Annotated in this window: 20 protein-coding genes; 1 reads left to right on the plus strand and 19 read right to left on the minus strand. The window is 45.0% G+C overall.

The window, feature by feature from the left end:
* Positions 1–417 precede the first annotated feature (417 nt).
* From FCL48_RS19345 to FCL48_RS19355, 3 genes are all read right to left on the minus strand, one after another.
* On the minus strand, positions 418–2178 hold the full coding sequence (locus FCL48_RS19345) for an ABC transporter permease subunit (protein WP_136874714.1): 1761 nt from the start codon (positions 2176–2178) through the stop codon (positions 418–420).
* The gene (locus FCL48_RS19350; protein ID WP_136874716.1) at positions 2175–3179 is read right to left on the minus strand and encodes an ABC transporter ATP-binding protein; all 1005 of its coding nucleotides are present in this window, start codon (positions 3177–3179) and stop codon (positions 2175–2177) included. The genes FCL48_RS19345 and FCL48_RS19350 overlap by 4 nt, the downstream gene beginning before the upstream one ends.
* A 61-nt stretch (positions 3180–3240) precedes the next feature.
* A complete protein-coding gene (locus FCL48_RS19355) occupies positions 3241–4263 on the minus strand; it encodes an ABC transporter substrate-binding protein (RefSeq protein WP_136874718.1) in 1023 nt (340 codons plus the stop codon).
* Between the two features lie 87 nt (positions 4264–4350).
* Here FCL48_RS19355 and FCL48_RS19360 point away from each other — a divergent pair, with 87 nt between their 5' ends.
* Entirely contained in the window at positions 4351–5274 is a 924-nt protein-coding gene (locus FCL48_RS19360; protein WP_205747773.1) for a DeoR/GlpR family DNA-binding transcription regulator, read from the plus strand.
* Between the two features lie 189 nt (positions 5275–5463).
* Here the strand turns inward: FCL48_RS19360 and FCL48_RS25955 are convergent, their stop codons facing one another.
* The 16 genes from FCL48_RS25955 to FCL48_RS19440 form a co-directional block, all read right to left on the minus strand.
* Positions 5464–5742: a hypothetical protein gene (locus FCL48_RS25955; protein WP_136874856.1), complete on the minus strand. Its 279-nt coding sequence runs from the start codon at positions 5740–5742 to the stop codon at positions 5464–5466.
* Positions 5743–5989: 247 nt separating this feature from the next.
* On the minus strand, positions 5990–6331 hold the full coding sequence (locus tag FCL48_RS19370) for a hypothetical protein (protein WP_205747774.1): 342 nt from the start codon (positions 6329–6331) through the stop codon (positions 5990–5992).
* 589 nt (positions 6332–6920) lie between these two features.
* Positions 6921–7946: a DctP family TRAP transporter solute-binding subunit gene (locus FCL48_RS19375; RefSeq protein ID WP_136874720.1), complete on the minus strand. Its 1026-nt coding sequence runs from the start codon at positions 7944–7946 to the stop codon at positions 6921–6923.
* 126 nt (positions 7947–8072) lie between these two features.
* A complete protein-coding gene (locus FCL48_RS19380; RefSeq protein WP_136874858.1) occupies positions 8073–9347 on the minus strand; it encodes a TRAP transporter large permease in 1275 nt (424 codons plus the stop codon).
* 25 nt (positions 9348–9372) lie between these two features.
* Positions 9373–9885, minus strand: coding sequence for a TRAP transporter small permease (locus FCL48_RS19385; protein ID WP_136874722.1), 513 nt, complete (start codon positions 9883–9885; stop codon positions 9373–9375).
* Between the two features lie 170 nt (positions 9886–10055).
* Positions 10056–11237 carry a threonine synthase gene (gene thrC, locus FCL48_RS19390; protein WP_205747776.1) on the minus strand — a complete coding sequence of 394 codons (1182 nt, stop codon included), beginning with the start codon at positions 11235–11237 and terminating at the stop codon, positions 10056–10058.
* Between the two features lie 198 nt (positions 11238–11435).
* Positions 11436–12308, minus strand: coding sequence for a hypothetical protein (locus FCL48_RS19395; protein ID WP_136874724.1), 873 nt, complete (start codon positions 12306–12308; stop codon positions 11436–11438).
* A gap of 3 nt (positions 12309–12311) precedes the next feature.
* Positions 12312–13550: a serine hydroxymethyltransferase gene (glyA, locus tag FCL48_RS19400; protein WP_136874726.1), complete on the minus strand. Its 1239-nt coding sequence runs from the start codon at positions 13548–13550 to the stop codon at positions 12312–12314.
* Positions 13551–13637: 87 nt separating this feature from the next.
* Complete coding sequence (locus FCL48_RS19405; protein ID WP_136874728.1) at positions 13638–15098, minus strand: pyridoxal-phosphate dependent enzyme; 1461 nt, start codon at positions 15096–15098, stop codon at positions 13638–13640.
* A gap of 76 nt (positions 15099–15174) precedes the next feature.
* The gene (locus FCL48_RS19410; protein ID WP_136874730.1) at positions 15175–15663 is read right to left on the minus strand and encodes a universal stress protein; all 489 of its coding nucleotides are present in this window, start codon (positions 15661–15663) and stop codon (positions 15175–15177) included.
* A 134-nt stretch (positions 15664–15797) separates the two neighbouring features.
* Entirely contained in the window at positions 15798–17252 is a 1455-nt protein-coding gene (locus tag FCL48_RS19415; RefSeq protein ID WP_136874732.1) for a nucleobase:cation symporter-2 family protein, read from the minus strand.
* Between the two features lie 164 nt (positions 17253–17416).
* On the minus strand, positions 17417–18274 hold the full coding sequence (gene yqeB / locus FCL48_RS19420; RefSeq protein WP_136874734.1) for a selenium-dependent molybdenum cofactor biosynthesis protein YqeB: 858 nt from the start codon (positions 18272–18274) through the stop codon (positions 17417–17419).
* A gap of 89 nt (positions 18275–18363) precedes the next feature.
* Entirely contained in the window at positions 18364–19092 is a 729-nt protein-coding gene (locus tag FCL48_RS19425) for an outer membrane protein OmpK (RefSeq protein WP_136874736.1), read from the minus strand.
* Positions 19093–19294: 202 nt separating this feature from the next.
* A complete protein-coding gene (gene ygfK / locus FCL48_RS19430; protein WP_136874738.1) occupies positions 19295–22588 on the minus strand; it encodes a putative selenate reductase subunit YgfK in 3294 nt (1097 codons plus the stop codon).
* 1 nt (position 22589) lies between these two features.
* On the minus strand, positions 22590–23999 hold the full coding sequence (hydA, locus tag FCL48_RS19435) for a dihydropyrimidinase (RefSeq protein ID WP_136874740.1): 1410 nt from the start codon (positions 23997–23999) through the stop codon (positions 22590–22592).
* Between the two features lie 42 nt (positions 24000–24041).
* Positions 24042–25319, minus strand: a complete 1278-nt coding sequence (locus FCL48_RS19440; RefSeq protein ID WP_136874742.1) for an amidohydrolase family protein — start codon at positions 25317–25319, stop codon at positions 24042–24044.
* Between the last annotated feature and the right edge of the window lie 19 nt (positions 25320–25338).

Genomic DNA, 25338 nt, shown 5'->3' on the forward strand with positions numbered 1-25338 from the left:
GCGTCTTAACATTGGCTGTAAAGCAGATTCAGGAACTGGGAGCATTTTGTGAGAAGACTATCCAAATATTCTTTGCAACGTTAATGGACACAGCACTTGATTCAGTAGGCATCGCAAAAAGTGAATTTGAGAGTGCCTGAAACTTAATCCCGAAAGTTGAGTTAATAATGCAGTCAACAAAACGAAAAGGCGTTTTGGTTTGATTAACGTTTGGAGTTCCAAGCAGTACCTTAGCGTCAAAAATGCCAAGAGAATCTTCCCGTAGATGTTATTCTTCAAGAACCTCTTGTTTGATAGCTTCTTTAATACGGCAAAAAAAATTACAGTGAGCCTGCTGTCAACAACAATCCTGTGCGCTCTTATATTTGTTAGAGTGCGCAAGATGTTCACGGGAATTCTCTATTCTCGAACAGCCTCCTAAGTACTTGTCCAGCAATAGTTTCGATCAATCATTCTTGCGAAGCCCCTTTTCTGTGATCCATCCTGGTTGTTTTTTATCTCCTCTTTCCTGGACCCACTTTTGGAATAGAGATGAATAAGTGAGTTCATCAATCCCATCGCCAGAATAACCGTTATCATTATACAGGTCGAAAACGCTGCCGCCTGAGACGTGAATCCGGCCTCGTCGAGCCTCATGACTGAAACCGCCGCCACACTAACTTTTGATGAAATAAGGAAAATTACAGCTGAAAGGGTTACCATGGATCGCATGAAGATAAAAAAGAACACCGATATTATGGTTGGACCCATAAATGGTAAGACTGCGTCTCGAAGAATTCTGAAATTTCCACCGCCAAAACAAGAAACCGTCTCTTCTAAGGAGGGAGGCACCGCCCGCACTCCGGTGACCATTGTTAAAAAACCCTGGGAATGGTAGTGGTAGAAATTGCAGAGAGCGATAAGAAAACTACTACCATAGAGCACTCCCAGCATATTATCACTTACATTAAAAGCAAGTACATAAGAAATACCTAGAACCAGGCCTGGAACACCCACCGGCAGAACAGCCAGCAGATAGACTATTTTAGCAAGTTTCGGTGAAATTCTTTTCATACTGAAAGCTAGGAAAAATAGGAATATAACCCCAAGAACTGCAGCTTCGACGGAGACCAGCAAAGATGTCCAGAGGGGCGCATACCCTCCACTAAGAGTGATATTATAGTTCGCCAGGGTAAAGGTCATTCGGTAAGGCCACAGCTTTATAAAGCTGGCCATGATAACCGTGATCACAACAATTACAGCTATTGATCCTATTGTATGGACAAATATTCCAAGGGGCACATCCCGTTTTGCGTAAAATCCTGTGGATACCGGTATAGCACTTTCAGAAGAACCACCGAATTGTTTCTGCGAAGCAACTCTTTCAATATACACAGCGATCAGGGTCGGTAAGAGAAGGAGAATACCAATCACAGCACCCATCCCAAAATTCATCTGCCCCACTACCTGACTGTAGATTTCGGTAGCCAGTACTTTGAAATTACCGCCAATCACTGCGGCATTACCGAAATCAGTTATAGTGACAGTAAACACCACAAACCCCGCACTGAGAATGCCAAATTTTGCATTTGGCAGGGTAATATCCAAAAACTGCCTCCACTTGGAAGCTCCAAGAATTTCAGCAGCTTCATAATACCGTGCGTCAGATTGACGTAATGCAGCCTCTATTATCAGTATCGCCTGGGGTAAAGCATAGAGAATATTTGCAATGAGCAACCCCCAGAAGCCATATATTTCAATGTCCCATCCAGTCCACTTGTGCACCAGGCCGTTTCTTCCGAGCAAAAAAAGAAGGCCAAGAGCCTGAACAAGAGATGGTGCAAGTAAAGGCAACGAGAGAGCACCTCTGAGGTATCGCTTTCCACCTATACCAGATCGCTGAAGGGCAAAAGCTACCGCAAAGCCTAAAACCAGGCAAAAAGCAGTGGTACTGACACTGAGTATCATACTATTACCAACCGCTTTGACAATACCAGGAGAGGTTAAAACGTTTATGTAGTTTGCTATACCATAAGTACCATCGGCCAGTTGCAAGCTCTTCCCAGCCACCAGAAATAATGGATAACAAAAGAATATACACAAACCAATTAGTGGGAAAACAACTGATGAAGTTACCAGCAACGTATCTCCGAGAAGCCGACTCTTTTTAAGAGTTGCTTGTGCCGTTGCACTGCTCATGCCTTCACCCACCTGCCACAATCATCTGGCACAATAACAGCAACCGAAGAGCCGACTTTAAATTGAGGGTAGCCCTGCAGCTCGACAACCACATCTTGTCCATGCCAGTTCAGTGTAATCCTGCTCAAATTACCAAGAAACTGCATATTCTTTATATCCGCGCCGTCCTTTCTCCCGTCAATAACCAACTGCTCAGGACGGATAGCAAAGTCAAAACTATTCTCTCTGCCCTCGGGCCTCGAACCCATTTTTTTGGGTAGATTTTCACGAACCCAGGCAGTTGAAAAAATATTGCTGACACCCACAAAATCGGCAACAAACCGTGTTGCCGGTTCTGCATATAACTCCCGAGGCGTACCAATCTGCTCAATGCGACCATCCTTCATGCAGATAATCTTATCCGCCATGGTCAAAGCCTCTTCCTGATCGTGAGTTACCATGATGGTAGGTATTCCTAGACGTTGCTGCATTTCGCGAATCTCATAACGCATCTCTGCTCGCACCCTGGCATCAAGAGCCGAAAGAGGTTCATCAAGCAGCAACAAGCAAGGCTCTACAGCAAGTGCACGTGCAATGGCCACACGTTGTTGCTGGCCACCAGATAGTTGATGAGGATATCTGTCAGTGAGATCTGGTAATTTAATAAGTTCAAGGAGTTTTTCTACCCTTTCACCTCTCTCTTTCTTATCAACTTTTTGCACCTTGAGCCCGTATCCTACATTTTCTTTCACCGTCATATTTGGAAAAAGTGAGTACGATTGAAAGACAAGGCCAAACCCTCTGTCACGAGCTGCAATTTCGACCAGATCTCTGTCTCCGAGACTCATGGCTCCACCGTCAAAATCAAGTAACCCTGCAATAATTCTCAATAGCGTAGTTTTTCCGCAGCCACTCGGTCCTAAAAGGCAGACAAATTCAGTTTCACCAACTTCCATGTTTATACGATCCAACGCGACAAATCCGCTGAATGTTTTGTACAGGTTTTCAATTGACAGTTTCATTGTTTAATACTTACCAGGCTCAAGGTACATATTTTATATGTTAGCTATTTTCTTCTGGAAATTATTTAGCAGTCGTTGCACTCCACTTCTTCAATATCTCCGGTCTTTCCATAGCAGATTTTGCAAAATCCACCGGATAGAGAACTTCTGAGAGGTTTTCAGGGAGACCTGCAGCTGTTGCCATCTCTGATGGTTTTGATCCTGGTATGGTGATGATAGCCTTGTATTTGGCGTATACTTCTGCAGCTTCTTGCGAAAGAGTCCAGTCGAGGAATTTCTTAGCATCTTCCTTGTTTTTTGATCCAGCCACCAGACCTGAGGCTTCAAGCTCATAGCCCGCCCAATCAGAAGGAATAACCATAGAAATGGGGTAACCCATTTCCACAGATTTCATTGCAACAAACGACAGGGAGGCACCAATGGCATACTCACCTGCCCGCGCCATCTTGCACGGTTTGGAGCCAGATGATGTATACTGGGCCATGTTGCCATCCATATCATCTATAAGTTTCCAGCCCGCTTCTTCGCCAGCTCCTTGTATGATTGCTGCGATTTGCAGATAACCTGTTCCAGATGATGCAGGGTTTGGCATGACAACTTCACCCTTGTAAACAGGGTTCGTCAAGTCAGCCCATGACTGGGGCATCGGAAGATTTTTAGACTTTAAAACTTCGGTATTAACACAAAAAGCCCCCATATATCCTGTAGCAGCAAACCAGGAACCATCTTCAGCGCGGTATTGGGCAGGTAAAGACTCCGAGTTTGCGGCTTTATAGGGTTCGAGTTGTGATATAATTTTTTTATCCGCCATGTTTGTTACTGCAAAGCCCCAGATGACATCTGCTTGTGGATTTGCAGACTCTGCAATTATCCTTGCTCCAAGATCGCCTGTTGAAAGACGAAGCACATTTATCTCGATATCCGGTAATGACTTTTTAGCCACTGCAAGATAATCTGCTATCTCGTCCTCTTCCAAAGCGCTATACACTGTGATTTCTCCAGCCTGCACCTGTGAACAAACAGCCAGGCCCAATAAGGCACCCGTCGCAAATATTCTCACATTTTTTATACTGAAACTCTTCATCTTATCCTCCATTCGTATTTAATTTTCATTAGAATCTGCTGTAATTCCAATGTGACATTTTGACCACTTTTGCATTTTTGTGGTTTTTTGTCTATCTTTTTCTTTCATATTTGTGTTAATAAATCGATTACCCAAACCTTGGTTAACATATCGGGTTTTTATTACATCTTTGAAATAAATCACAGGCAGACAGCATCAGCCATTCCTCATAAACAAATGAACGGTATAAGATATATGTGGAAAGAAGAGCGATTTCAGAAAATACGAATCCTTATACAGACCTACGGCAGAGTCACGACAACAAGAGCTGCTGAAGATTTAGACGTATCAAAAGAGACCATCAGAAGAGATTTTTCTGAAATGGAACAACGTGGTGAATTAAAAAAGATACGAGGTGGTGCGATTGGTTTGGTTCCAGAGCACGAACCGCCAATAGCCTTAAGAAATAACGAACAAAGAAAAGAAAAAAGAGCAATTGCAAAGGCTGTGGCTTCGCGAATGAAAAGTGGTTTAACCCTCTTTGTTGATGCTGGTAGTACCACCTCGATACTTGCAGAAGAGTTAGCTAAAGTTAATGGGATCACTGTAATCACCAACTCGCTTTTTATCGCCCAAAGGCTTTCAGATGAAAAATGTCGAATCACAAATTCGATTACCACTATTCTTCTGGGGGGAATATTACATGACTCGCTTCCTGCAACCTTTGGTGAAAAGACGATAGCTGAAATTTATCGTCACCATGCAGATATCACACTCGTCTCACCGGTCGGCCTGGATGCGCGATATGGAGCAACAAGTTTTGACCCCGCTGAAGCAGAAATTGCCAGGGCGATGATTGATAACAGTACGTTGTCTTATATCCTTGCTGACTCAACAAAGCTTGGCCGCACCAGCCGTTTCGGATTTTGTCCATCAGAAAATATTGACGCTTTGTTTACAGACAAAAAGGCGAGAGGGAGCATGGAACTGTTAAAAATTAGGGATCGAATTGAAGATGTGGTCTTGGCATAAATGCTTTACGGTCATAGTAAATACGCATGACAACCGTACAATAACTACCCACGGCAACTGATCAGCGACAATTATTTTTTTCAAATAATTTAGAAGTGAGGTTCATCTAACTAAAACGTGTTAATGCCAAAATTACAATAATAGTTTTCTTTTGTTTCATTGCAGTCGTACAGTTTGTGAGCAAGTGTATTATTTTGAGATAGACATCCATACTTTTCCCTGCAAGTGAGCATACCAATTTATTGACAAAAAAGCTTGGGGACTGAGAATCATATCCCTCGCAAGTTCAATAACAGCATGCTGAAAGCCCGCACAAGTTCCAAGGTGTGGAATATCGTTCAATCGTGCATAAGTGATGGCATACAATGCGCCGCCAAAGCTTTTAAAAGGACTACCAGGTGCACTCCGAATTCCAGTATATTTTTTCAGTACCTGATCTTTTTCTTTTTCAATGCTTTCAGTGTCTATCTACTCATACTCATCATTCAAGTAATCAAGGGCTTTGTTCAAGGAAGTATGAGGATCGAAATTCTCATAATATTCTCCAATGCTTGCAGTTTTAGGTTTCATTCGTGCTCCATTCATTGATTCGCCATGGCAGGCAGCCCCTAACCCCCCATATTGAGCGGACAAAAATTGTGTGCCAAACTTGTTGAGGAACGAAGCATGACACACTGTTTTTGTTCCGGCTTAAATTGACTTGTTATATGCAATTTCAAGCACTTAAATTTTCAATTAGTTCTGCAAATGATGTTTCGATACCTTTACCTGACGTATCAATTTTAATTACGTCTGTTTTCCATGCTTCATAGTGACGGTTTTGTATTTGTTGCCAATCAGGTAGCTTCAGATTTGCGACTTCACTTTCACGATTACTAGCCCTTTGCTCATGTTCACGACTATCAGAGCAACTCACTTCAATATTGACGAACCTAGCACCAACACTTTCCGCTACCTCTTGCCATTCATATCGCGTCAGATCATTAGGATTACAAGAGTCAGAAATACAGCTATTACCAAGCTCTAAATTGTAAGTGGACTTGGCTTTCAATTGCATTAATTATCTCCTACCCGCCCTACACTAATTTTTCAAGGGATGGGTGTCTCACTTACATTGACACAGAGGGGCATACGAAAGAGAGCCTTTAAGAGCACAACGAACAGTAACAGGTAATTAAGTACTTTGTTTTAGAACCAACGATTCAGCGACACTGCGAATTTCCAATGCAGCAATCATAGGACCCCATGGTGTGAGAGCTTGAAGGGCTAACACCAATTTAAAAAAGGGCTAAAACGCTGATAAACATGAGTCATCCTCACTGTTACAACATTGATGGCCGGTGAAATAAAACAGAAACAGTTTCTTGGTACTGAAAAATAGACACCAAGTTACAACCTAAATATTTCTCCTGCAACATGAGACCTAACCCTTTAGAACATTCTGGATACACAATGAGATCATTAGTAATATCATACGTTGCACCGCAGATTGTAGAAGGATAACTAAACTTCATTATTGTACTGTCCGCAATCTGCGGTGCACCTGCACCACTTCGGGTAGGTAGCTGGCAATTGAAGTTGAAAATCAGTGGCTACACTCTATAGGGTTATAGGGTACTGCAGCCACAAGTATCGCAAGAACTGTCCTACTGCACTGCTTTTAAAAATTCGTTCAGCAGCTCTTCACCTTCTGGGCCAAATTTTTCAATTATGAGCTTTTTCACGGATGGTACGGCAACTTTCTTGAATTCTTCTTTTTCTTCGGGGGTCAGAGTGTTCACCTCCATGTTTTTAGAAAGTTCTGTGAGCCCCCTGTCTGATGCTTCTATAACACGTCCCATACCACGTCCGGCAACGATTGCAGATTGTGCCGCGTAAGTAACAACGTCCTTTTCGCTGTCACTCAAGCTGTCCCAAAATTTGCCATTCATGGTCCAGACATAAGGGGCAAAAACATGACCACTGAGGGTCAGATATTTCTGTACTTCCTGGAATTTAGCAAAAGCAATGATCGGAATTGGATTCATCTGACCATCGGCAACACCGGTTTGTAATGCTGTATACACTTCAGACCATGAGATTGCAGCTGGTTGGCCACCCATTGCAGTGATAATTGCTTTATGGGTATCAAGTCCCATGGTCCTGATTTTTAAACCAGCCATATCGGCGGGGGTGTGAATTGGTCGTTTAGAGTTCGTCAGATGAAAAAAACCACCGGAATCACCAAATCCCAGGACATGAAGCCCGGTTTTTTGTTCAATGTCGGCGGCCAGCTTTTTACCGAAAGGACCATCAAATACTTCGTATGTTTTACTGATATTAGGAAATGCAAAGGGAACGTCCAGAACACCGATGAGGGGATATACCGAGGCGAATCCGCCAACAGAGTGGATCCCTGCTTCAATGACACCACCTTTGACCTGCTGTAAAACATCCTGGTCCTTGCCTAACTGTCCATTGGGAAAACTCTGCACAATAACGGAACCATTGGTGCCAGCCTCTACGAGGCTCTTAAAGACCGTGACCATTGCACCTGTAGGGTTATCAAAAGGATCATCTTTATTGAGATGATGTATTTTGATAGTTTTTGCCGCAAGGACTGTTCCGGCCATAGCCGTGATACTAAACAGGGTGAGCATAACCATAGTCGACAGCAACTTAAATGTTTTCATTATAACCTCCTGACTTGTGGCGAAATTGCCATTTTATAGTGTCCTTCATTTTATTTACCGGCGATTCTGTCTTCCGTATAGAAATCATGACCTAAGCAATGAAGCCCTACGTTAAATTACACATTTTCACATGAGTAGTCTGGGGATGAAAAGTGTCAAGTCATCCCAAAATGCTATAAGAAAAAGAATCGCTACCTCTACCACTAAAAAAGGTATTAAGGCCATACTTATCCGTTCAATTCGTTCACCTGTAACCGAAGACATCACAAAGAGACAGGCACCAACAGGCGGAGTCATCAATGAAATATTGAGTGCCAGTACTATCATGATTCCGGCATGAACCGGGTCCATGCCAATGGTTGTGGTCAGCGGCCCCAGTACTGGAGCCAGGATAATCAAGGCAGCGTTAATATCCATAAACATACCGACTGCGAGCAGTAGGCCAAGAATCAGGGCTATGATCACCTTAGGGTCACTGGACAGAAACAGAAAAAAGGCAGCTATCTTCTGGGGAATCTGCATAAATGTCATCCACCAGCTCAAAATCGATGCGCTGGCAATGATCAGGAAAACGATACCGGTAATTCGGGAAGTACGAATGAGCATCTCTACTATATCCTGGAAGGTGAGTGCTCTGTAGACAACCACGCCTATAAATAAGGCATAAAAAACTGCAATCGCTGCCGCCTCTGTTGGCGTAACTATGCCAAAAAGGATCCCACCCAGAATAATTCCAGGCATGAGAATGGCCAGAAAACTTGATTTAAATGCCCAGAATATGCGGATCAGGCTGAACTTTTCTTCACTCTTAGGAAGATTCAATCTTTTGCCCAAAAGTGCGATAACCGCCATACACAAAACACAAATCAATAGCCCCGGAAGAATTCCTGCGGCAAACAGCCCGGCAATAGAAACCCCCATGAGTGAACCGTAAATAACCATCAAATTGGATGGGGGAATGGTGGGACCAATTATAGAACCCGCAACGGTTACGGCGCATGAAAATGGCCGGCTGTAACCTTTTTTCACCATTGCAGGAACGAGAGTATTACCAAAAGCTGCGGTATCGGCCACTGCCGCTCCAGTCATTCCTGCAAAGAGTACCGAGGCAATCATGTTGGAGTGGGCAAGCCCTCCTCGCAGATGGCCTACCAGGGCATCTGCAAAAGCGGCGAGTTTTTGAGTGATGCCGGAGCGATTCATTATCTCTCCTGCCAAAATGAAAAAGGGCATAGCCATAAAGGTGAACAGGTCCAGTCCTTCAAAAAAACGTTTTGGGGCCATCATTAAAAAATTATCCCCGCCAATCTGAATGAGACCTGCTATCCCCGCTATCCCCAGGGTTACACCGATGGGCAATCCAATAAGTATAAAGAAAAAGAAAATTACTATTACGGTAATCATGCCACGCTCCTGTGTATGCTGATCATTGGGTTTGAACCATACTTGCACCAACCGGCTCTGACTTTCGGAACATGGAAACAAGGACCTGAAATGCGCACAGTGCTGAAGAGACTGGAACTGCTGCAAAGGGTACTACCATGGTAATACCAAAGATTGTCGCATACTGCCCCAGACCGTCTCTTGCCATACCAAAACCATACCAGGTGAGAAATATAAAAAATGAAAAACTGACTATATCGAGGATTTTAGAAAGAATTTTTGCTCCGTTTGGCGGCAAGAAACGTTGAACCATATTCAGACCGATGTGTTCCCGATAATAGGCGCCACATGATACCGCCAGAAGAGCTGCCCAGATCATCACATATCTGGACAATTCTTCTGTCCAGGTATGACCCAGATGAAGAAAATACCGTTCAATAACCCCAAACCAAATCACTACTACCATCACCCCCATCAGCAACGCACAGAGTCGCTCAACCACCCAGTTGACGCGTTGTGCGATGGTGACGATGAGGATTTGCCTGTCATCTTCCATAAACTGCCTCCCTTGTAGAAATTAGTATCCTCTCTCTTTTCATATTTACAGTAACCTTTATAAGATTGCCTGAGAAGGCACGGGATATTTTTCTTTATTTTCTTTTAGAGGGGTAAATCTATCACCACATAACCGCTTTAAGAGGGTTTTGAACAAGCGTATTACAGTATTTAAGGAACCTCAATGTCATCAATTGTGTTGATCAACCGCTCAGGTACCTCAATGCCCAATGTTGCCGATGTACTGTCCTTGAGACCGTTTCCGGTGGTCAAAATTACAACAACTGCATCCGGATCGAGACCAGGTGCGGCTTTCTGAAAACCAGCGAAAGCTGCAGCACCAGCGGGTTCAGTAAAAAGTCCTGTTGAGCTCGAGAGTTTGGCTTGTGCCTGAATGATTTCGTCGTCGGACACAGTGAGCATCTCTCCACCATATTCTTTCAGCTGAGCCAGAGCGTGAATACCGTTACGCGGCACATCGACACAAATGGAATCTGCTACTGTCGAGGTGGGTATGTTCGTAAATTTTCCTGTCAGAAAAGCTCGGGTCAGCGCATCTGAGGTCTCTGCCTGAACACCAATTATTTTCGGTATTTTGGCGATAAGGCCAAGTTTTTTCAAATCTTTGAAACCTTTGTATATTCCTGCCAAAATGCAGCCGTCACCTACAGAAACAAAGAGGACATCAATAGGTTTTTTCAACTGCTTGAACAATTCCAGAGAAACAGTTTTTTTCCCTTCGATGGTCAACGGGTTGTAAGCGGTATTTCGATTCATGCCGCCTTTTTGGCGAGAGAATTCCATGGATAAATCATAGGCACGGTCGTAATTACCGTCTACCCTATACACAGTCGCACCATACTGCAAAGCCTGGACTAATTTCGCGGTTGGCGCAGTTTTAGGCAGAAAAAGGATGATATTCTGCCCCGCAGCTGCTCCAATGCCAGCCATAGATGACCCTGCATTGCCGGTGGAAGCAAGGGTAATGTCATTGATATTAAATTTTTTGGCAGCAGCGGAAACAAGAAACGATGCTCGATCTTTAAATGATGCTGTTGGGTTTGAGCCATCATCTTTAATAAAAAGATTGATAAATCCCGTATCTCGCCTAAGGTTGGCCGGTTCCCACAGAGGACTGTTGCCCACAGGGATCGGTGGAAAATATTCGCGCTCTATCGGAAGCAAGTCAAGAATTTCAAATGAGGGATTCACTTTGCCATGGAGTTCCACTTCAAGAACACCAATCAAAGGCTGATCTGCAAGTTGCCCTTTGGAACATTCCGGGCAGACAGTGAGGTCAGGAGTAATATCGTAGGTCTTGCTACAGATTGTGCAACAGTAATTAAACTTCATTATTATTCTCCGCTTAAGGGCCAGCAACTCCGACTTCCTGGCGAAGTCACTATGCCCCAACTATTGTTGAAAATGGACTGATATTGCCCTTCTAGACTTTTCAAAGTTGTCAGCGACATCGGTCAGCAATAGACCTTATCGTTAAGGTTTGTTCTACTTTGGTCGTTTTAGCCTGAGCCAATTGGTTTAAAATTTGTTTTAGGAACTCAGGCTTTTAAAAAATTCCTGTTCAAGAATTCTTACTTTTTTCAATCTCTGAACTGAAAGGAAATGGCTGTACAAGCTGTCATCGGAGAGATTGGCAGTCTTCAAAATCTTATCTTCTAAAATCCAGAGAACCTCTATTGATTTATCGCATGAAGGATAACCCTTATCGTCGAGAAGAATAGTATCGTCTTTTGAAACTTGTATGATGTTGTTGATATCAACGAGTTTGACATCACCGGAACTGGTCAGAATCAAGTTGCCGTTACCAGCAAGATCAGTAACATAGCCTGATTCAGTAATCATTTTTCGCATTCTTGTTACAAAGGTTGCAATAGAATCACGCCCTTTTTCAGTGCGGGTAGGATCAAACGTTTCGCTTGGAAACCTGGACTGGTAGAAGGTCTCTAGAGGGTTTTTGCCAACAAGACCCCACGGATCAAGAATTGCGCCATGGACATATTCCTGGAGTCCACAAAGCACGATTTCACTCTTTCCTGCTAGGGTATACTCAACAATAAATTCATTGGATAGAGCAATACACTCAGGTCCCAAGAATTTTAGAACAAGATTGTATGTTTTAATTTCATCCAGTGTCTCTTCTAGAGTTCTGAACCGGTTTCTGAGTATCCTGAGCATATACTTAGGCATAGCTCTTGGATACAAACGGATACCGTCGATAATCTCTCCTACTGTCTCCTTCTGCAGGTCTTCAGTGCTAAGGACCTCCAGGACATGAGATCTCATCCCTTGCCGGTTATGTTTTCTGAAGAAATATTTCCCTGAATCATTAATAAAATTCAGTTGAATCACTTCCTCTCCGGTAAGGGATGTTTTATCCCGAATGTCACCACCCTGGTTTTTCATTTTTTATTTGTAAAGTGGAAAATCCTTACAAAGTTCAGCAATAGTCCCTTTTGCGCCGGCTATTTTCTCGGTGCTCTCAGGATTTTTCAAAAGATCTGCGATAAGGCCTCCAATGATTTCTGCCTGGGGTGCTTTCATCCCTCTGGATGTGATAGCCGGAGTTCCAATACGAATACCGCTGGTCACAAAAGGGCTTCTCGTTTCAAAAGGGATTGAATTTTTGTTTACGGTTATACCCACTTGGCCCAAGAGCTCTTCGGCAGCTTTTCCTGTAATGTCAAGAGAGGTGAGATCTGCCAGCATCATGTGGTTGTCGGTACCACCTGATGTAAGATCAACTCCATTTTCTGTAAGAACTCTTGCCATCGTATTGGCGTTGTTTACCACATTTTTCTGATACTCTGTGAAGCTCTCAGAAAGGGCCTCTTTGAAGGCAACAGCCTTGGCTGCAATTACGTGCATAAGCGGTCCCCCCTGGATTCCAGGGAAAATCATGCTGTTAAGTTTCTTACCAAACTCCTCTTTGGCCAGGATCAGCCCGCCTCTTGGCCCTCTCAAGGTTTTATGGGTGGTGGACGTTACGATATCGGCAACCGGTATGGGAGAGGGATGGAGCCCGGTTGCAACAAGCCCTGCGATATGGGCCATGTCAACCATAAGATAGGCACCACAGGATTTTGCAACCTCTGCAAAACGATTAAAGTCGATGATTCTCGGATAGGCGCTTGCCCCTGCAATAATAACCTTTGGCTTGTGCTCTTTTGCAAGCTTTGCCATCTGCTCATAATCGATGGTTCCAGTCGATTTTTGGACCCCGTAGTGGACGAAGTTATAGAGTTGTCCGGAAAAGTTAACGGGACTTCCATGGGTTAAATGACCCCCGTGGGCGAGATCCATGCCCAGGATTGTATCCCCCGGCTTCACCATGGACATCAATGCCGCCATGTTAGCCCCGGATCCCGAGTGGGGCTGAACATTCACATAGTCTGCATTAAACAGCACCTTTGCCCGTTCGATAGCAAGGCTTTCAGCGGCATCAGCAAAAGCACATCCACCATAATATCGTTTTGATGGATAGCCTTCTGCATATTTGTTCGTCAGGATACTTCCCTGCGCCTCCATTACAGCACGACTTACAATATTTTCCGATGCGATGAGCTCGATCCCATGCTCTTGCCGATCAGTTTCCTGATCAAGAATGGCAGAAATCTCAGGGTCGGTTTCTAATAAATAATTTGACATTTTGGTTTACCTATATGGGAAGTGAGATGGCCGCTTCAAGATCTTTTTGTAAGGGAAGCGGCTCAAAATTTCTTTGACTGCCAGGTCTTAAAGAAGTCCCACTTTATTATTAAAATCAATGATCAGCTTATCTATTTCATCAACCTGGTTAAAGGTATTACCCCAGTAGTTGTCATGATCGTACCATTGAGCATTGAGTTCCTCCACATCCTTTGCCTGCTGTTCGATCCAGGTGTAATACTTGAGGTTGTGGATCGCTTTTTTATCGTAGTATCCAAGCTCCTTCATATTATCTATGCCGATGGAACCCAGCAGCTGAAGGTCACGCTGAATGTCATTACCAGAATAAGCTCCCCTTTCCTCAGTCAGTTCTTTAAGTCTAGAACCGTAGAGCTGCATTGAATCGGTTGCAATACTTACCACATAGTCATTTTCTGTGAGCTCATTGTATTTGGCAAATTTTATTGCAGCAATCATATTGCCGATACCGGAGATACCCATAAGATCAAGTCTTGAAACCAGCTCTGCATCAACCCCGCTTGCCACAAGCGCCTCACGGCCATTACCTTCATTAAAGAGTCTCAGAAGCCTCATGGTTGCTTCATCGTCTACCGCCACGACAAAATCGGTTTCCTTGCAGTCATGAACCCACGGAACATGCTTATCGCCGATTCCTTCAATCCTGTGTCCACCGAAACCATTCTGCAGAAGGGTTGGGCACTGGAGGGCCTCGGCCGCAACGATTTTAGATCCAGGGAACTGTTTTTTCAGATAGGAGCCTGCTGCAAGGGTGCCGCCTGAGCCAGAGGAAGAGACGTAGCCTGCGAATTTTTTATCGCCGGTAACATATTTATTTAAGACTTCTTCAATGGCACTTCCTGTGACGGTATAGTGCCAGAGCGGGTTACCCAGTTCGTCAAACTGATTGAAAATCCGCAGGTCTTCGCCAGATTTTCTCAGCTCCCAGCACTTATCAAAGATCTCTTTTACATTTGATTCACATCCGGGAGTTGCAATGACCTGGCCTGCGATTTTATTGAGCCACTCAAATCGTTCTTTAGACATCTCTTCCGGGAGAATGGCAATGGCATTACTGGCGAGAAGGTGAGAAATATAGGCGCCACCTCTGCAGTAATTGCCGGTGGAAGGCCAGACCGCTTTAGTCTTTTGTGGGTCGAACTGTCCCGTCACAAGAGTGGGCGCCAGACAACCAAAGGTGGCACCTACTTTGTGGGCCCCTGTGGGGAACCATCGCCCGGACAACATAATGATGCTGGCCTTGCAGCCGGTAAGCTCAGGGGGGAGTACAAAGTGGTTTGGACCGCCATAGAGACCGCCTGAATCTTTTTGTTCATTACTCCAGGAAATCCTGTAGAGGTTGGCGGAGTGGAGATCCCACAGACCAATGTTCTTGAGCTGATCCTTTATAGTTGCAGGGATCTTGCTCGGATCTTTCATCATGGCAAAGGTGGGCAGGGTGATTTTTTTATCCTTGCAATATGCAACGTTTTTTGCCTGTATTTCCTGGTTTATCGTTAAGTCAATCATAATTTCCTCAAGAATTAATCGTATTTATCTGTAAATTGTATAGCTGAGTCCCGGCTTATTTTCTTGTCTACCGGAGTTAGTAATTTGGCACAATAAGAACCGGGACATCCGACATTCGACTTACTCGTCTGGCAGTCGACCCCATGACTCGAATACCACGGACTCTTCTTGTTGATTTGCCCATAATAATCATGTCCGCCTTATCTTCCTCTGCAACCCTTAATATTTCTTCACTCGGTCTGCCACTAACAACAAGAAGATCTTTAACGGGTGAACCGGCTTCTTGGCCGCCGCATTCATCAGCGTAGAATTTTTTCAACCGCTCTTTCATTTTGGTGAGGATTTTTTTCATTGTTTCTTTTTGCACCTCCTCCGACATATTTTCGGCGGTGTACGAATTGATAAAAAATGCAGTCGCTTCGTTCATCGGTTCAACAACGTGGATCATGACTATTTTTGCTCCATATTGTTTTGCCAAGGCAAGGGCATGCTTGAAAACAGGCTTGGCCTGGTCTCCAAGATCAGTTGCATATAGTATAGTTGAAATACTTGGGGTCTCATTCATTATATCCACCACTTATTAATTCTCGAAATTTGGTTGGGGCTTAAGCATGTTGTAATTGAAGTATCTATATGCACGATACTTCCTTTACAGAAGTTAGCCCCTTTCTTTATCTCTCATCCACCTAAAGGTGTACTTCATTCTCCATTCTCAATAGATTCTCGAACTTCAACTGATTTCACTTTGTCTCCTACTTCACCTTCTTCCTCCCCCACTTCGCCAAAGCTCAAAACAAGAGTCGCCAAAATAGCTGACATGCCACCCACCGCGATGGAAGAGTGTCCAATATCCTTAATAAGTTGTGGCATATTGGCAAAAACTTCAGGAACAAAGTGTACACCAAGGCCAGAACCCAGAGAAATGGCTAAAATCAGCATTTCTTTACGACCAAGTGGCCTGGAAGTAATAATACGAATACCCGCAGAAGCTACCATGGCAAAAAGAATCAGAGTGGCTCCACCAAGAACAGGTTTTGGGATGATTGAAATTACACCACCAAGTACAGGGAAGATGCTCAGCAAAACTAGAATTCCCGCAATATATTTACCAACATGGCGGGAAGCTACCCCAGTCATCTGGATAACCCCATTATTCTGACTGAAAGTTGCAAGAGGAAAGGCGGAAAAAACAGCGGCAAATGCTGAGTTAAACCCATCTGCCAAGATGCCGCCGGAGATACGTTTGACGTATTTCTCACCTTCAACAGGTTGTCCTGAAAGCATGGATGTAGCAGTTAAGTCACCGATGGCTTCCATCACAATCAGCAGATAGATTATACCTACGGTGAACATCATGCTAAAATCGAATTGGAAAAAGCCAAATTTAAACGGTATAGGCAGAGAAAAAAGCGTAATTCCTGCCAGCTGACTGAAATCAATCTTGCCCATAAAAGCTGCTAGGATGTAACCCGCCATCAGACCAATCACCACCGAACCCATCCGCAAAAGAGGTCTGTTTGACCTGTTAAGGAAGATGATGATGGTCATAACCAGAGCCCCCAAACCTACATTTTCAAGTGAGCCAAAATCAGGGGTACCTTTGGCTGCAAAACCACCGCAAAAATCAACCATGCCGACCTGGATGAGCGTAAGGCCGATAAGGAGTACGACGACACCACTGACAACTGGAGTGATCACCTTTTGAAGATAAGGGAGCATTTGACTGGCAGCCATGGTGAAAAATGAACCTAGAAACATGCAGCCAAAGATTGTTGCCATAGCTGTTTCAATAGAGCCGCCACCTTTTTTTACACTCAAGCCAATCACAATAATAGTGCTGATAAAAGTGAAACTCACGCCCTGAATCGAAAGAAGGCCTGATCCCAAAGGTCCAAAACGACTCACCTGGATGAAGGTTCCCACGCCGGAGGCAAAAAGAGCCATGCTGATCAGAAAACTGCTATACTCAATGGACAGACCCAACACTCCTGAGATAATTATAGCGGGTGTTATGATCCCAACAAACATGGCAAGAAGATGCTGCAGGGCACCGTATATGGCCTGCAATGGTGCAGGTTTGTCATCAAGCCCGTAGATGAGGTCATATTTGCGTTTTGCAGCATCGGAGCTGCTTTCCTTGATTGTAGAAGACATCTTGTTCCCTCCTGAAAATTGATTAGCCTTAAATATTGGAAGCATCGGAATTGTTGATTTCATGATCGCCCTCAGAGTCGCACCACCTGTATCCGAACTATCAGAGTAACAGTGGGTCGGATGATGGCCTTACGACACAGTGCTTGGGAAGACCATGGGCGTAACTAATGCTGGTTACAAAGGATCCTTTTTGGAAATTGTTGAGTGTCGTATAAAAAAGAGGCTTCTAAAATAGCTTCCAGAACGCTTCCCCCCAGGCAACGAGCTTTGTCTGAGACAGAAAAACAGTACGCTGGATCCTCTCGTGGATCAATATCACCGATTTTGGTCCCCTGGCTGATTTCAGTGCCACTTCTCAGTAAGCCTCGCAGCACTCCATCAATCCCAGCTACCACGGAGACCCCGGCAACCTGGCCAACCACCCGCCCTGTCTTCACCAGGTCACCTATATCCATATCTGTTGTGAATATCCCCGCATGAGGAGATTTCAAAACCCGTTCAATGGTATAGCCAGATACTCCCCCAGGAATTCCTGTATTGGCAGCGGCCTGGCCTGATCGAATAACCCTGCCCAGATTATGTCCCCTATGGGTCTCAACGACTCGATGCACGTCGGTGCCAGCTGTAAAACCTGGGCCCATACCAATAACAAGAGGTGCCTCGTTGCAATGGCTGCCCAGGTTTTTCTTAGCGAGAATAGCATCAACCACAACATCAAAAGGCCTCTGCCGCAAAGTCTGCCAATCCGGGTCAATCATTACCGGAATACAAGCACCTTGCCAGGTGGCTTCAATCTGGTCCAGGCGCTCTACTTGTTTTGCCACTATCCCTTCAACAGTTGTCTCTGCAAGGTAGATGGCTTCCGAGAAAGAGACTGTACGTCTTACTGCCAGAGGCCTCTCTGTTTCAAGCATGAGTATGCGGGTAAAGCCTGACATATAGAGACGAACTGCAATTCCGGTAGCTATATCTCCGGCCCCTTTGATACATATCCGCAAGTTTTTCAAGTTATTACCTTGCATAGCTGTCCTTGTCTCAGTGGAATACGATTCTTTCATTCTACCCGCTCTAAGCTTGGCTGTAGTTACAGGCTACAGAAGTTATAGTTGGGCTAAAAAGTCCAGCGTGCCATAACTTGCAGGGCGTGTTCATCAAGGTCTTCTCTACCAAGGCGGTTAAGCCACATTTGGTACTCAACCCCAAATGCCAGGTTGTCTGTTGCATGCCAAAGAAGTTGTGGCTGAGTCAGCAGGTTGTTTTCAGAATCACCTTCTTCAGTAGTGTAATCGGCAAAACCTTCAAAAGAAAATTTCTGACCGGCAATATCAAAGGGAGCATTCCAGACCAAGGTTAACTGTACCGATTCTCCAGAGAAGTCCGGATCATCGCGATACTGAACATGGGTTTTAAAAAAGAGGAATCCGGGAACTTTCCAGTCAGCACTCAGACCACCCATGTAGGTCACTTTATTGGTGAATTTATTAGCATCAATATCCGTTTGTCCTATCACGTAAATATCTTTGAGAAAACCATCCCATGCACCATCACCAAGGGTACGCAGAAGACTCAATCTGGGACTCCACTCGAAGTGGATTCCATCTGTCTCATCACGATCATCGAAGTTTCCAACATCTAAAAAGAAAAAACTGTCACCGTATTTCCAACCGGCAGCGTTGGCTACCGTAAGAATAGCACCCTCCTCGGAGGCACGTTCATAGTTCCAACCATAGAGCAATTCAACTTTTGTTGAGCTGAAAACAGCCGCAGAAAGAAGAGACGGAATAGCAAGGATGGCAATACCGACCCCAACGACTGTCTTGAGTAATCTTGTAGATTTCATGTAAAAATTCTCCTATTTAGTTTTTTCCTTTTACCGGCTTTATATAAAGGCAGACCGGTTATACAGATGTGATAACATCAGGTGAAACTGCGGTAGTTCGCCCCTCCTTTGTGTAATAATCGAGTAACGATAATTGTTGTGTTGGTGGTAGCACGATTGTGCCAATGACATGCTAGTTAAGCATATCACTGGCACGAGACATTCATGCCTGTTGAGCTCCATTGAAGAAGGCAAGTTCACCCACGGCTTTTGATAAAACAGCCATGTAAACCGCCTGCTGTAGGTTGACAGAATCCTGCTTATTTTTAAATTCGACCGTTTTCGCTGAATAATCCGAATTGAGAACAACCCGGACATCTTCATCTTCGTAAGAATAACTGTCAGATCCAATCACAAGTACGGCATTTTGATCCCCGTTTTTATACTTTAAGGTGTTGTCCGCGCTAAACATGTAGCCAAATTCTGCTAAATCAAAGCTTCTCCTGGTAATATGAAACTTAGGCTTATCCTTATAGGGTGCGCCACTGGTGGGGCAGAAGGTAGCGCAGTTACCGCATTCGTTGCAGAAATCACCAATATTTAAAATCTGGTATTTTTGACTGATCTGTACTGATTCCAGATCGGTGATTTTGGCAACACCGGCCTCAAGCTCCGCCTGTTGAACTGTATATGAAACGGGTTCCATCTGAAATTCCACATTGGCACGGTTGGGGCAAACTGAAACACATACGCTGCAGATCTCATCGCACTGCAGGCAGCGGGCAGCTTCCGCCTGGGCTGTGGCCTCATCCAGGGTTTTAATGACCATCTTAAATCCAGAGCGTTCATCAAACCCGATTTCTGGCATAATAGTTCCAGGCTGTCTGCGAGCTTTTGCTACGCGCAACTCCTCGGCATTAACCGATTTAGCAAAGAGCCCCGTTACCACCTTATTTTCTTCAACTGCCCGGTCTACGATGGACTCTGCCACATGTTTGCCGTCAGCAATAGCCTTGATCAGAGTAGATGCACCGCGAGTGGCATCTCCTCCTGCAAATACATTTTTAATCTGTGTTTCATGGGTGACAGGATCTATATTTAGCTTCTTTCCTGGGAAAAAATCGGCATTTACCCGCTGGCCGATGGCAGTGATCACGCTGTCTGCTTCCAGCTCAAATTCGGACCCTTCAATTTTGATCGGACGGGGTCTACCGCTGTCGTCGACGGGCCCAAGTTTCATCTGAAAACAGCGATTGGATTTGACTCGTCCATCTTGAACCAGCATACATTCAGGCGCCGTCAGCTCGATGAGATTAACCTCTTCATCAAGCATACCTATGACTTCTTCCAGAGCTGCGGGCATTTCTTCCTTGGTGCGGCGGTAAATGAGATTTACCTCCCCGTCTGGCCCAACCAGACGCTTGGCTGTTCGTGCTGCGTCCATTGCGGAGTTACCGCCGCCGATAATCACCACTTTTTTGCCGAGATCGATTTTTTCACCCCGGCGTACTGCGCTTAAAAAGTCCAGGTTATCCCAGACACCTTCGGCATCTTCACCCGGGACTCCGAGTTTCACGCCTTCCTGTGCACCAATTGCCACATAGATGTAGTCAAACTCTCCTACCATCGCGTCAAATTTTGGCTGGTCAATGGCAGCGCTGTAGTGAATCTTGACGCCTAAAGAGAGAATGGCATCGATATCTTTTTTAATCGAGTCATCATCAAGGCGGAAAGTTGGGATGGCATCGGATGCCCAGCCGCCGGCAATCTTTTTACTCTCAAATATTTCCACATCAAAACCTTGTAATGCGAGGAAATAGGCACAGGAAAGCCCAGACGGTCCGGCACCAATAATACCTACCTTTATTCCGTTAGAGGCAGCGGGGGTGAGGTACGGCTGATCACCGGCTGTCTGGATGACAAATCTTTTTATTTCTCTTATGAGCAGAGGGTTGTCATAGTTGATTCGGGTACATTTGGATTGACAGAGATGATCACAGACCATTCCCTGAATATTTGGGAAAGGGTTTGTTTCGAGAATAACTTTACGAGCTTTCTCATAATCCCCCTGAGCGGTATAGTAGAGATAGCTGGGAATATCCTGTGAGGCAGGGCAGGTTGACATGCAGGGCGCCTTGATACAGTCAAAGGGACCAAGTGGTGTCTCGGTCTTGATGCTGTCATAGGGATAGCTCTCTTTTTTGTAGTTTCCGTCAATCACTACTGCTGCGGCATATTTTTGGAGATTATTCCAGCCGGCCGTTTTTACCTCCTGGGTTTTGCCGCTTCTTGCCACAACAAATTCATCAATGCTCTTCGCTCCTGCAGCAGCAAATTCCTCCTCCAGGGTCTCAAGATATTGAGACAACCGACCATACCCACCAGGCCTTAGCAGATCCGAGCAGGTGGTAATCGGCTTTAAATCACAGGCGAGAACACTGCCTACATTCTCATAGCTGGTTCCGGCGGAAAAAGAGATATCTAGTTTTCCCTTAAACTCATCCTGCAAGCGCCTGGCAAGGTTAATACTGATAGGATGCAGGGCGCGGCCACTCATGTAGACCATTTGTTCGTTGTCCGGTAGATTCTGGTCTTTGTTTGTGGTCTCAAGTGTGTTGGTGAGCTTAATGTTGAATTCAACACCAATTTTTTTGGCACTTTCTAAAAGTGATTTAATCAGAGCTACACCATCAGGATATTTCAGATCATGATCAAAGGCGAGATCAGGAACCTGAACCTTAAACCCTAGTTTAGTGTTGAGAATACCACGAACGTCGGTATCGCCGAGCAGTGTAGGATTGAGCTTAATGGTGGTATGGAGTTTTCGTTCTTCTACAAAATAGCGGCCAATCTTTTCAACTTCGTCGGGTGGGCAACCGTGCATGGTGGATACCGTGACGTTGTCTGACATGCAGTCAGAGATCTGTAACTCTTTTACTCTTGGATAGAAGGTTGCAATCTGCTCAATTTTTTCTGCTTTTTCCTTGCTGCAATCCGCCATTCTGTCCAAAAATCTTTGCACGGTCGGGCTGAGAATACCTTCGAGGTTATAACCAACACTCATATTAAAGATAAATCCTGGAACACCCGCTTCTCCCCAGCCGAATTTGTCCTTTAGTATGTGCATGATAATCCATGCATTGAGATACTCATCAAAGGATTCATCAAGCTTTAATTCCTGGGACCATTCACAGTTGTACCCCTCATCTCCCATGTCAATACAGGGCTTGGTCACTTCAAGTTCATCGAGGATCTGAATAGTCTTCAGTTCTATATACCTGCCACCTGTAAGCCAGGCCGCAATCAGATTCTGGGAAAGCTGGGTGTGGGGGCCGGCTGCAACACCCACAGGGGTTTCAAGCAGATGCCCGTAACGATGCATGCGGAAAGGATCACTTGGTTTGGGAACAAAGAAAAGATCTTTTTCAATACCGAAGATTCGCCCTTTCTTTTCATCTTCAAGAATCCATTTCAGCAGCGTCTTGATATCGCAAACGTATAATTTATCACTGGTCATATTAGTCTCCTGTTACTGTGCTGTTTTTAACCGCCTGTCTGCGATTAACATATTGTCCCCATCCTTTTTCCACCAGAAGCTGCCCTTCATGGACAACAAGTTGACCACGAATGATGGTTGTGGTTGGCCAACCACGAACACTCATCCCCTCATAGGGAGAGTAGTCAGCGTTTTGACGAAGGTTTTTCGGGGTAAGTATCTTTTCATTTTTAAGATTTGGATCAAAGACGATCACATCAGCGTCTGCTCCCGGGGCAAGATGTCCCTTCTGGGGAAAGAGTCCCATGAGTTTAGCCGGAGCCGTTGATACAACTTCCACAAAACGGGAAAGAGAGATTTTTTTCTTCAGTACACCTTCAGAAAAGAGAAGAGGCAACCTGGTTTCAACCCCTGGAATACCGCCGGGAGCGAGCCTGAAATCATCTTTACCTTTTGCTAGTTTAGCGCTGAAGTTAAAAGAACAGTGGTCGGTTGCCACAACATCAATTGTCCCCCTGGCAAGGCCCTGCCATAAGGCATCAATATCTTCTTTTTTACGGGGAGGAGGAGCCATTATATACTGCAACCCTTTGTTATCTGATTCTTGATAACAGGAATCTGTCAGTAACAGATGTTGCGGGCAGACCTCTGCGTAAACCTCAAGACCTCTGTCTCTTGCAGACTCAATTACCAGAAGGCCTGCAGCCGTTGAGAGGTGGACAATATAAATGGGAACACCACCAAGGGCTTCAGACATACTGATGAGCCGGAATATAGCCTCCACCTCGGAGCAGGCCGGTCTTGTCAGGGAGTGAGAGTATGGATCTTTAGCCTGTTTTTTGGAGAGCCTGCTGCTTAAAAAGTCTATAATATCGTTATTTTCAGCGTGATAGGTGGTGAGCAGGCCGATCTCTTTCGCCCGCTGAAGAACAGAGAGTATCTGGAGGTCATGCAGACGACCGCTGTAGGTCATATAGACTTTAGCAGACGAAACCCCAGCTTTCAGCAGTGTTGCACATTCATCCAGGATGTTCGCATCTACATGTTGAAAAACCCCGTGTATGCCAAAATCAACAACGGAATTACGGCCCCCTTCTTCTTTATACGCATCAACCTGATGCATAAGAGAGCAGTTATCCGGTCCAAAGGAGGGGTGCTCCACCACACAGGTGGTGCCTCCAAAGGCGGCTGCCACAGAACCTTCATAAAAACCGTCGGAAACTTTGTTGTCTCCGATATGAAGATTAAGATGGGTGTGGGCGTCGATGCCACCCGGCATGAGGTATTTACCGGTGGCATCAATCTCAATACTGCCCGGACAATCTAAAGAATCTCCAAAACGCTTAATCTTGCCACTCGAAATGAGCAGATCCGCATTAAAGGACTTTTCAGCGGTGACAATCAGGCCGTTTTTAATGAGGATATCTTGCATAACAGTCCCAGGTAGAATTTTTAAATATTCTCTACAATCGGCTTATAACTTACTCCAGAGCTTTCTTCCCATCTCTCGTGCGTGCTGTAGCACTTCCTTTTCATCCACGGTGGTGATTTTACGGTTTTCCACCAGCAACTTGCCCTTAGCTATGACAGTCTCAACGTGGCGGGCGTCTATACCGTAGACGAAATGGCCAAGAAAATTATCCTGGGTCAGCTCGGTTGGAGCATCGTAGTCAAGGATAACCAGGTTGTTGTCCCCGTCACCCGCGGTACCGGTTGACTCAATATAGCGGTGGACATTACGAAAGCGGTTATAGATAGTATCAAAGCCGATACCTTCAGTTGCCTGACCGGAAAGAAAAGCAGCCTTGGCGCTACGCAGCATGTCACAGTGCATACCGTCAACACCAAGCATCATCTGGTCCGCCAGTTCACCGTAGCTACCCAGACCAACGTTATTGTTCTGGTTGGACTCAACGTTCTGAACAATGGTTACCTTGGAGTTTTTGAGCAATTTTCGCTCGTTATCAGAGAGATGGATACAGTGTCCCAGAATAGATTTGCTGAGTTCCAAGGCACCGGTATCGTGCAATCGCTCAACAACTCGTTTCCCGTAGGTAGCCTCGGAGTGGGCTTGATCAGATTTGTCCTCGGCCACATGAATATGCAGGCCGGTTTCATGTTTTTTGGCAAGAGCAATGGAATCGCTCAGTAATTTCTCACCCACAGTAAAAGAGGCGTGCAACCCTACATGTCCAGGCCGACCTGAAGCAAGAAAGGCATCGGTTTCAGCAAGCCCCTGTTCTCTTATTTTTTCACCATCACGGTCAGACATCTCATAGCAGAGCATGTGGGAAATACCAACCCGATCAAAAGCTTTGGCAATAATCTCGAGAGAACCATCAATGGCAAAGGGAGAGGCATGATGATCTATGCAAAAAGTGACGCCGCTCTTGGCGCAGTAGATGGCCGATGCCAGGGCACTGGCCTCGATCATCTCCAGATCCAGGCGTTTGTCTATATGCCACCAGACATATTCGAGTATTTCAGGGAAATTAGTCGGGATACTTCTGGGAGCAGGCATTCCTCTGGCCAGCGTCGAATAGATGTGGTGATGTCCGCAGCCAAAGGCTTTTGTGACATATTTCCCCTGGCAGTCAATGACAGAATCACCTGATGCGAGAGCATCAACTCCTGGAATCCTTGAAGATAAGCTGATTGAGCCAGTCGGGCCTGCTTCAACTGCCAGATCGGTGCTGCTGATTTTAAAATTCTGCCAGTCTATAAACTTCGCGTCTTTTAAATATAAGGTCATGGTCTCCCCCCGGGATAAA

The organism is Desulforhopalus sp. IMCC35007, assembly GCF_005116575.1.
In the GTDB taxonomy this organism is placed as follows: domain Bacteria; phylum Desulfobacterota; class Desulfobulbia; order Desulfobulbales; family Desulfocapsaceae; genus Desulforhopalus_A.